This is a genomic window from Enterobacter sp. MGH 4, assembly GCF_000534735.1.
Classification (GTDB): domain Bacteria; phylum Pseudomonadota; class Gammaproteobacteria; order Enterobacterales; family Enterobacteriaceae; genus Enterobacter; species Enterobacter intestinihominis.
The window spans coordinates 1-9,095 of sequence record NZ_KI973300.1 but is presented as its reverse complement, the minus strand read 5'-3'; the positions used below and the strand labels follow the sequence as shown (position 1 = coordinate 9,095).

8 protein-coding genes and 1 pseudogene are annotated in these 9,095 nt (G+C 48.7%); 6 read left to right on the top strand and 3 right to left on the bottom strand.

Going from position 1 to position 9,095, the window contains the following annotated elements; genetic code table 11:
- Positions 1-184: 184 nt before the first annotated feature.
- Entirely contained in the window at positions 185-1,051 is an 867-nt protein-coding gene (locus L350_RS00370; protein WP_023302476.1) for a replication initiation protein, read from the bottom strand.
- A gap of 534 nt (positions 1,052-1,585) precedes the next feature.
- Here L350_RS00370 and L350_RS24505 point away from each other — a divergent pair.
- Positions 1,586-1,699: a hypothetical protein gene (locus tag L350_RS24505; RefSeq protein WP_032427600.1), complete on the top strand. Its 114-nt coding sequence runs from the start codon at positions 1,586-1,588 to the stop codon at positions 1,697-1,699.
- 128 nt (positions 1,700-1,827) lie between these two features.
- On the top strand, positions 1,828-2,085 hold the full coding sequence (locus L350_RS00375) for a hypothetical protein (protein ID WP_000764642.1): 258 nt from the start codon (positions 1,828-1,830) through the stop codon (positions 2,083-2,085).
- Between the two features lie 57 nt (positions 2,086-2,142).
- Here L350_RS00375 and L350_RS00380 read toward each other — a convergent pair whose 3' ends face one another.
- A complete protein-coding gene (locus L350_RS00380) occupies positions 2,143-2,880 on the bottom strand; it encodes a site-specific integrase (protein ID WP_106106546.1) in 738 nt (245 codons plus the stop codon).
- A 70-nt stretch (positions 2,881-2,950) separates the two neighbouring features.
- Positions 2,951-3,622, bottom strand: coding sequence for a hypothetical protein (locus L350_RS24500; protein WP_024140048.1), 672 nt, complete (start codon positions 3,620-3,622; stop codon positions 2,951-2,953).
- Positions 3,623-4,538: 916 nt separating this feature from the next.
- Here L350_RS24500 and L350_RS00390 point away from each other — a divergent pair.
- The 4 genes and pseudogenes from L350_RS00390 to L350_RS24400 all read left to right on the top strand — a co-directional run.
- Positions 4,539-5,507 carry an IS5 family transposase gene (locus L350_RS00390; protein ID WP_074181092.1) on the top strand — a complete coding sequence of 323 codons (969 nt, stop codon included), beginning with the start codon at positions 4,539-4,541 and terminating at the stop codon, positions 5,505-5,507.
- A 73-nt stretch (positions 5,508-5,580) separates the two neighbouring features.
- Positions 5,581-7,578 (top strand): BCCT family transporter, encoded by a 1,998-nt coding sequence (locus L350_RS00395; protein WP_008502232.1) that lies wholly within the window; start codon positions 5,581-5,583, stop codon positions 7,576-7,578.
- A gap of 63 nt (positions 7,579-7,641) precedes the next feature.
- Positions 7,642-8,934 (top strand): DUF2254 domain-containing protein, encoded by a 1,293-nt coding sequence (locus L350_RS00400; RefSeq protein WP_023304011.1) that lies wholly within the window; start codon positions 7,642-7,644, stop codon positions 8,932-8,934.
- Between the two features lie 40 nt (positions 8,935-8,974).
- Positions 8,975-9,095 (top strand): annotated as a pseudogene (locus tag L350_RS24400) (IS5/IS1182 family transposase); the annotation flags it as partial.

The following is a 9,095-nucleotide window of genomic DNA, read 5'->3' as shown; positions in this document are numbered from 1 at the left end:
TCCGGGACTGTGGGAAACAGGTCAACTTTGCAGACGTCCGGGACTGTGGGAAACAGGTCAACTACGCGGACAGCCGGGATTGCGGGAAACAGGTCAAGTTAGGCAAGCACTATGGGAAATACAGCAATTTTAGTATCCCCCCATATGTCAGCAACAAACTAAGGGGGGAAATAAAAAATGCAGGCTATTGTTTTTTATCAAGAAAATTAAACAGCAAGCGACCATCTTCTTCAGTGGTATATGTTACCTTTAATGGCGTCTTCTCATTAATTTTCTTCAGAGCAGGTTCCAGGAAGGTACGCTTCATTTCAGCAATATTGTTTTTCTGCGAGGCAGGGAGCATAAACCTTTCACATAACCAGTCATGTGTGGTGATCCAGACACCAGTGCTCCGGAACTGACACAGGCTTTCATAAAGCCGGATGACACGAACACTATTAAGCTGGCCACAGTCATAGAGAGAATAGGTAGTGAACTGGGAGGTTAAGCCGACAAGGAATGGCATGACCTTGTAGTTAAATTCAATCTGCCAGGAACCCCGACCTCGCTTCATTCCTGCTTCAGCCAGCCACGGACGTTTAACTTCTTCAAACTCACCTTCTTTTGGATAAAAGGTAACCGTTGATTCGCCCAGAGCATTTACCCCAGCCTTCACATCACGACTGGCGACAGACGTAGCGACATTGAAGTATTTGACGTAATCGGAAACGCTGATTTTGAAGAGCGGCAATACGTCAGAGTCATCTTCCTGGTTGTCATTAAAATAGGCCTGCATGAGGCATAACCACAGCACACGTTTTGCCTGAAGAGGCAGGTAATATGCAGCTTCGGTCAATTCGTTAGATTGCTTTATACTGGCGCGTTTTTTAAACGTTTTAGTAGCTGGCAAGAGTGCTTGAGTATCCATTTCAATGCCTATGGGTAAATTTTTACCCACCCATAATGACAGTGAAAACAGAAATTGCAAGCTATCGCGATAGTTATCCACCGGAAAAATCTGCACTTTATCCACAAGTGGATAATTGAGAACTGAACTTGACCTCTTTCCCATAGCTTGTTGATGCGTATCCCATAGCTTGTTGACACAAAACCCACGGATACGTGATTAATTTCCCATATTATGTTTACCAGTTGCCCATACAGGCCCCCTCTCAGGCCGCACTGTACGCGGCTTTCAGGCTCCCTAAAAGGTGTAAAATATAGAAAAAGAATAAAAAAATACTTTATAAAAATATGCCCGTGGATAAGTGGATAACCCCGAGAGGGAAGTGATTTTTCAGGCATTTAGCGTAAGCAGAATTTATAAGTTTTGTTCCATGGTGCTTCCTCGCTCACTCGGGGCTTCGCCCTGTCGCTCGGCTGCGGCGAGCACTGCTGGCTCGATCATATCCGTGGGCGGAAGATACTACTCCTCCCCGAGTCGCTCTCCAGAGCCCGCTACAGCGAGACAACCCGCACGAAGATTTCTATCGTCCCTGCAGACATATTCGAATCGTTTTTATTAACACTGGCTCCCGTCGTGACAGAACACTACTTCCTGTAAAAGGGGGACTAAGGCCCCTGAGTCACACACCTAAAATTAATAATGCGGAGTTTTACGATGATGTCATTGCTAGAAACTTTCCTGACTGCTTCTCCCGCTTCTCAGGGGGCAACAATCCTGTTCCTTGCCATGCTGATCTACTGGCAAAAGCGATAAATCCATGCGGGCTGGCCTTTGGCCAGCTTCGCTGTATAAGGGGAAAAATGCGGCATATCCAGACATTTCACTAGGCAACTTGAATTCAGATATCTATGCTTGGGATCCGGTCAACAGGAGGTAACAAGATGAAACTTGAAACTATACAGATAGATAATACCGTAAGGAGTGGTCTTAATTCTTTCACTGACGGGGTGATTATTCGTGATACAAAGGTATTGATCACGCTCAATCTCCCGGATGGACAGAAAACCACTATTGAGGGGGAATGGCGGCATATGTCGGACGCCAACAGGTTGTCAGAACGTATTACGATGCTTCAGCATGCGATCTATGAGCAGTATGAGGAATACAGAGCAGATATTCCCGTCAGCTGGTCCAGATAACTTCTGACAGACCTCACCGGCGAGCATGACGTTCGCCAGCATCATTCTCCTAAGTACTTAAATATTCCCTTTCAGCATGGCTACCGCATCCGCTTCGGGCATCTGAAACTGAACTCGATGCCGTGCAGCAACATCAAGTGCAAACACCTTCGTATAGACTTCCGTCGAGCTAATCGATTTGTGGCCCATCAGGCTCTGCAAAACCTTCAGTGGTATGCCGGCATACAGCATGTGCATCGCGTAGGAGTGACGGAACGTATGGGGGGTCACCGGTACTGAGAACGTCACCCCGTCGGCCGCTGCGGCTTCCACCGCTTCGCTAAGCCAGGTGCGGACGGTACGGTCTGTGATCTCCCAGATACGCGCCTTCTCCATTCTGCCGGTGCGTTTGTTTCGTCTTTCGAGGGGAATTTTCAGGGTGGCCACCATCATCTGCAGCTGACTGACGTAGTGGTGATCGGAAAGGGGAACCAGACGATGGACCTGACTGCCTGCGGGGGCACGACCTGCCGTCCTGGCCGCTTTCTCGGTGCGCTGCTTGAGTGTGGCCAGCTGCACGAACGGATACGGCGGCGCCAGCGAAAAATTCCCCCGGGTCAGCGCGAGCGCTTCATTAATGCGCGCGCCGGTGTTCCACAGCGTCGCCAGCAGCATCTTGCGGTGAAGATCCGGCACGTAATGGAGCAGGGCGCTGACTTCCGGCGCCAGCAGGTATTTCGGGAGTTCATCCTGCACGAGCGCCATCTGACGCAGGGCAAGAGCGGCAGGGTAATCGATGGCTACTGGCAGATTCATCGAGGTGTTCCGTGTGTTATCCCTGATACCTGCCGGGAAATTATTATTCATAGTCTAACTCCTGAGCCATCTACTCAGTAACATCAGGCAACCGTTTATATCGGCGGTAAACATTGTTATTATTCCTAATATGCTCCCAGCGCTTCCGATACAAAACACTCCATGCCGACCAACGGTCGTCAGACAACCTGTCCCCAGGCATATCGCATAGCTGACGTAGCCAACGGGATAAACGTATTGCTTTTAATCCGAGTCTTGCAGACTGCCTGTTAAGTTCGAAAATTCCATACGATCCATCGAAGGGAGTATCTTCATTGAACGCCGCACTTATAGAACTCGCGGCTTCCCTGCAGATGACTGGCAATTCAGCAAGTCTGTACATCAATCCTGGTGGCAGAGAACGCCAGTCCCCAGTAATGGACTCGAAATTGATTTCAGGTAAAGAATACTCAATCCTAATACGTCCATCTTGGTCATATTCCCCTGATTCATTAGCAGAATAAACACAGCGTTGTGCAAAACGCTCCAGCAGAAAAACTAGCTCGGTAGATATAAAGTACAATTCATCGTAACGTTTACGTGCAGCAGTAGCTTCTTCACGCCTGCGGGTAAAACGGTGTGTGAGAGCAACACCCACCAGGGCTGCGCCGGCAGAGGAAATAGCCGTAACGATCTGCGGCCACAGGCTGGCACTGTCCTTCACCACCTTCACGCCCTCAGTCGCAATAAACCAGTCAGCCATGTTTGATCCTTATTGAGAAATCCCGCTACAAAATGGAAAGTATCTCACTCATAACGGATTTGTTAGCGTGATAGCGAACGGCAGAGACAATTTGAGTCCGCTTGGAGATTGACTGGACCGGTCCACTAAGGGATCAAAATGACGAAAGTCAGTCTTTACGCTATGAATCCATCGTCCCTGAGAATACCGACACAAAATTCGCCCTGGAGAAGCAACATAACTGCCATCCAGATAGGTAGAACGCCCTTGCCCGGTAGGACTATGCAGCATCAGCCATAAATCGTTATGACCATAAGTTGTTTGTAGAAGCAGATACATGTCTTTCAATGTCAAATCAAACCATCCTTATAGTCACTAAGAGTAATTATGACGCGCAGCATAATCGGCTAAGCACAACCCTGCGTCTGTCACCCGGATGATTTTCCCCTTCCGTCATCATTTCCAGGCTGATAATAAGCAGCCACATAACCACTCAATTAAATTACCGGACGGCCGTTCCGGCCGGATCCGACTTTTCACTTTTAGCGAAGTTTCCGGAAGTGTATCACGGCCAGGGAATAAGCAAAGCGTCCTTTTAGGGTGCTGAGCGGCGGGTCACGGGGCAGGGGCAAACACTATATATAGAAGAAAAATCAGCCTATGGCGTAGCACATATTGTGTTTTTAGGCCGCTGCGCGCCGGGGCTGTTCCGGAAGATCCGGAACTACCATTTTTCGGATCTCAGAAGTGGAGAAGAGGAATTATTGCAGCATGGACACAAAAAACGAGTAATTGTTGCGATGAGTGGACTATTGCTGTAAATATCGCAATTCAAATTAATTATTAACAACAAAGCAATTTAACAGCGACCCCATCCGGGGTCACCTTAATTTTGCTCAGCGATGGGCTTTGTTGAATAAATCGAACTTTTGCTGAGTTGAAGGATCAGATCACGCATCTTCCCGACAACGCAGACCGTTCCGTGGCAAAGCAAAAGTTCAAAATCACCAACTGGCCCACCTACAATAAAGCCCTCATCAACCGTGGCTCCATAACTTTCTGGCTGGATGATGAAGCTATTCAGGCCTGGTATGAGTCGGCAACGCCTTCATCACGGGGAAGACCTCAGCGCTATTCTGATCTCGCCATCACCACCGTTCTGGTCATTAAACGCGTGTTCAGGTTGACCCTGCGGGCTGCACAGGGTTTTATTGATTCCATTTTTACACTGATGAATGTTCCGTTGCGCTGCCCGGATTACACCAGTGTCAGCAAGCGCGCAAAGTCGGTTAATGTCAGTTTCAAAACGTTCACCCGAGGTGAAATCGCGCATCTGGTGATTGATTCCACCGGGCTGAAGGTCTTTGGTGAAGGCGAATGGAAAGTCAAAAAACACGGCAAAGAACGCCGTCGTATATGGCGAAAGTTGCATCTGGCAGTTGACAGCAAAACACATGAAATCATCTGTGCAGACCTGTCGCTGAACAATGTGACGGACTCAGAAGCCTTCCCGGGTCTTATCCGGCAGACTCACAGAAAAATCAGGGCAGCATCGGCAGACGGCGCTTACGACACCCGGCTCTGTCACGATGAACTGCGGCGTAAGAAAATCAGCGCCCTTATCCCTCCCCGAAAAGGTGCGGGTTACTGGCCCGGTGAATATGCAGACCGTAACCGTGCAGTGGCTAATCAGCGAATGACCGGGAGTAATGCGCGGTGGAAATGGACAACAGATTACAACCGTCGCTCGATAGCGGAAACGGCGATGTACCGGGTAAAACAGCTGTTCGGGGGTTCACTGACGCTGCGTGACTACGATGGTCAGGTTGCGGAGGCTATGGCCCTGGTACGAGCGCTGAACAAAATGACGAAAGCAGGTATGCCTGAAAGCGTGCGTATTGCCTGAAAACACAACCCGCTACGGGGGAGACTTACCCGAAATCTGATTTATTCAACAAAGCCTAATGGAATAAATGATTATGAGTGAAAATGATACAATCCAAAAGAAGTCTAAAAGCCAGATTAACAAAGCGGTATTCTTTACATCTGCTTTGTTAATTTTCCTTCTTGTCGCCTTTGCCGCTGTATTCCCGGATGTCGCCGACAAAAATTTTAAACTACTTCAGCAACAAATCTTCACGAATGCCAGCTGGTTCTACATCCTTGCAGTGGCCCTGATTCTACTGAGTGTCTCGTTCCTGGGACTCTCACGCTACGGTGATATCAAACTGGGTCCGGACCATGCGCAGCCTGATTTTAGCTATCACTCCTGGTTTGCGATGCTTTTCTCGGCAGGGATGGGGATCGGCCTGATGTTCTTTGGCGTTGCTGAACCTGTGATGCATTATCTTTCACCTCCTGTCGGCACTCCAGAGACCGTTGCGGCAGCGAAGGAAGCAATGCGCCTGACGTTCTTCCACTGGGGCCTGCACGCATGGGCAATCTATGCCATTGTGGCACTGATCCTGGCCTTTTTCAGTTACCGTCACGGTCTGCCTTTAACGCTGCGTTCCGCACTTTATCCCATTATTGGCGAGCGCATATACGGACCTGTAGGCCATGCGGTTGATATTTTCGCCGTTATTGGCACCGTCTTTGGCGTTGCGACATCGCTGGGGTACGGTGTTTTGCAGGTGAATGCTGGTTTGAATCATCTTTTCGGGGTGCCTATTAATGAAACGGTGCAGGTGATTCTAATCGTTGTCATCACTGGTTTAGCGACGATTTCGGTGGTGTCCGGCCTGGACAAGGGAATACGTATACTGTCTGAGCTCAACCTGGGCCTGGCAGTGCTGCTGCTGGCGCTGGTCCTGTGTCTGGGACCAACCGTGCTTCTGCTGAAGTCATTTGTGGAAAATACGGGCGGTTATCTTTCTGAACTGGTGAGTAAAACTTTTAACCTTTATGCGTATGAACCTAAGTCGAGCAACTGGCTGGGGGGCTGGACATTACTGTACTGGGGATGGTGGCTTTCATGGTCGCCGTTTGTGGGGATGTTCATCGCAAGAGTCTCGCGCGGTCGAACCATTCGCGAGTTTGTCACCGGCGTGCTGTTTGTTCCCGCCGGCTTCACGCTCATGTGGATGACGGTGTTTGGTAACAGCGCAATCTATCTCATTATGCACCAGGGGGCGGCTGATCTCGCCAATACCGTTCAGCAGGATGTCGCGCTGGCCCTGTTTAATTTCCTGGAGCATTTCCCGTTTTCTTCCGTGCTGTCATTTATTGCAATGGCGATGGTCATTGTCTTCTTTGTCACCTCGGCTGACTCCGGGGCAATGGTTGTTGATACGCTGGCATCGGGTGGCGTCGCTAACACGCCTGTATGGCAGCGAATTTTCTGGGCCTCGCTCATAGGGATTGTGGCAATCGCACTGCTGATTGCGGGGGGACTGAGCGCGCTGCAAACCGTGACAATAGCGAGCGCATTACCTTTCTCAGTGATTTTACTGATATCCATATACGGATTATTAAAAGCCCTGCGTCGGGATTTGACCAAGCGTGAAAGCCTGAGCATGGCGACTATTGCTCCGACTGCAGCGCGTAACCCGATTCCATGGCAGAGACGCTTGCGCAATATCGCTTATCTGCCAAAGCGCTCTCTTGTGAAACGCTTTATGGGCGACGTTATCCAGCCCGCCATGACGCTGGTTCAGGAAGAACTGAATAAACAGGGAACGATAAGCCATATAAGTGATACTGATGACGAACGAATTCGGCTTGAAGTCGATTTGGGCAATGAGCTGAACTTTATTTATGAAGTGAGACTTCGTGGCTATAACTCACCGGCTTTCGCCATGGCTGCAATGGACAATGACGAGCAGCAGGTTGAGCAACATCGATATTATCGCGCTGAGGTCTATCTGAAAGAAGGCGGTCAAAACTATGATGTGATGGGCTGGAATCAGGAACAGCTGATTAATGACATACTGGACCAGTACGAAAAACACCTGCACTTCCTGCACCTCGTTCGTTAATACAAAAATGCCGTCCTGCCGGGCGGCATTTATTTTCCCGAACTTAATACAAGGATATGCTGAATGATTTTACGCTGGCAATGGATTCTCAGGCAGACACTTAAAAAGCTATGGTTCAGGGCAACGTTATTTGCAATGGTAGCAATAATAACGGCCCTTTTATCTATTCTTTTTAGATCAATGATCCCAGAGTCAGTATCAGTGAAGGTTGGTGCGGAAGCAGTTGATAATATTCTGAACATACTGGCATCGAGTATGCTGGCGGTGACCACATTTTCACTGAGTATCATGGTCACCGCTTACGGTTCAGCCACTACTAATGTGACGCCCAGAGCCACGCGTTTAGTTGTAGAAGACGTAACCACACAAAATGTACTGGCCACTTTTATCGGTTCTTTTCTCTTCAGCCTGGTAGGGATTATTGCCCTCAATATGGGAGCCTACGGAGAAAGGGGTAGAGTCATTTTATTCATTGTAACACTGGTTGTCATTGCCTTAATAATCATCACATTGCTTCGCTGGATACAGCATTTGACCTCTCTGGGCAGGGTAGGTGAGACAACAGCAAAAGTAGAACAGGCGGCGATCGAGACATTTATTGCGAGAGCAAAAAGTCCATGTCTTGGCGGATATCCATGGCTTGAGAACAATGAACAACCAAAAGGAACTGTTGCCGTATATCCGGAGAAAATTGGCTATGTTGAATATATTGACATGGTCAAGCTCGGCAGTCTGCTGAGCAATGATCCTCGTCATGTATATCTTGTGGCGCAGCCAGGCAGTTTCATACATCCATCGATGCCAGTTTTGTACCTGAGTTCTGGTCAGGAGTCATCAATCTGTACCGATTTACTTGAAACGATCATTGTCTCGGATGTGCGTTCATTTGCTCAGGATCCCCGATTCTGTCTCAGCGTCATGGCCGAAATAGCCTGCAGGGCCCTTTCGCCCGCAGTAAACGATCCCGGTACTGCGATTGATGTCATTGGCAGAGGTGTTCGAATACTCTCCGCTTACGCGCAGAATAAAATAGATGAAACTGAAGTGATATATCCTTCAGTACATGTTGCGCCACTTCAGATCAAAGACCTACTGGAAGACTTTTTCTTACCTGTTGCACGTGATGGTGCGAGTATGAGGGAGATTCAGATAAGAGTCCTTAAAGGACTGTCTATGCTGAGTAAGGGTTGGCCTGGGATGTTTGCTGAAGCCGCACATATACTGGCATCTGAAACATTAGAGCATGCAACTCGTACTGGTCATATAGCCCATGACGAATATCTTATAAAATCAATTTATTATAATTTATTCAGTGGCGAAAATCCTAAGGAAGGTGCGAACAAGTTCCTGATATGAGATCATCATATTCATCCGGAGCGCATCCCAGAGGGACATCATGAGCCATCAACTCACCTTCGCCGATAGTGAATTCAGCACTAAGCGCCGTCAGACCCGAAAAGAGATTTTCCTCTCCCGCATGGAGCAGATTCTGCCATGGCAGAATATGACCGCTGTCA